General features: G+C 42.3%; 2 protein-coding genes. Both read left to right on the top strand.

The annotated features are described in order from the left end of the window. The coding region (locus tag ACLNEE_RS16835) for a hypothetical protein (protein ID WP_412007445.1) at positions 1-180 on the top strand (180 nt) is incomplete at its 5' end. Positions 181-372: 192 nt separating this feature from the next. Continuing rightward, positions 373-636: tyrosine-type recombinase/integrase (locus tag ACLNEE_RS16840; RefSeq protein ID WP_412007446.1), on the top strand; the 264-nt coding region annotated here is incomplete at its 3' end.

Genomic DNA, 636 nt, shown 5'->3' on the forward strand with positions numbered 1-636 from the left:
CCGACAACAAAAAGCCAGTCAGGATTACTGGCAAAGATGACCACCGCATTGATAGGGATAAAGATGGTTGGGGTTGTGAGCTTAAGGACGGCGATCGCCAATAACCGATATGATTTATCAATCTGTCCTAAAACAGTACAAATTACACCCTTGAAAATCGTCTTTAACCCTCATATTTGATTTTTCAGGTTAACTACATCATTTTCTTCGGTAAGTCCCCGTATCAGACGATTTAGGACATAGCGGCAGTTTTCAGAATTTATCAACTGAGAATAATTAGCAATAGTTTATGTTGAGCGATGGAGAGTTGAAAAAATTCCACGATAGAATTGGGGTTGTGGAAGTTATTCAATGTTTCCTCAGAATTATTGAATGAAAATTAACCGCCAGGGGCAAGCAAAGGTATTAACTGAGCAGGAACTGCATGACCTATTCACCGTTGGCTTGCTCACTCCCCGCGATCGCCTTCTATTTGGTATTTGTCTTTATACTGGTTGCCGCATTGGGGAAGCTTGTTCTCTTGCTTGGGCTGATGTCACCAGCGATGCCATGACTTTCCGCATTGAAAAAACTAAAACCAAGTCCAGTCGGACTGTGGCCATTTCCCCAGCATTGCAAGCTCTTTTTGATCAGTAC

Origin of the sequence: Aphanothece stagnina RSMan2012 (assembly GCF_046764815.1) — a bacterium.
Taxonomy (GTDB): domain Bacteria; phylum Cyanobacteriota; class Cyanobacteriia; order PCC-6307; family Cyanobiaceae; genus NIES-981.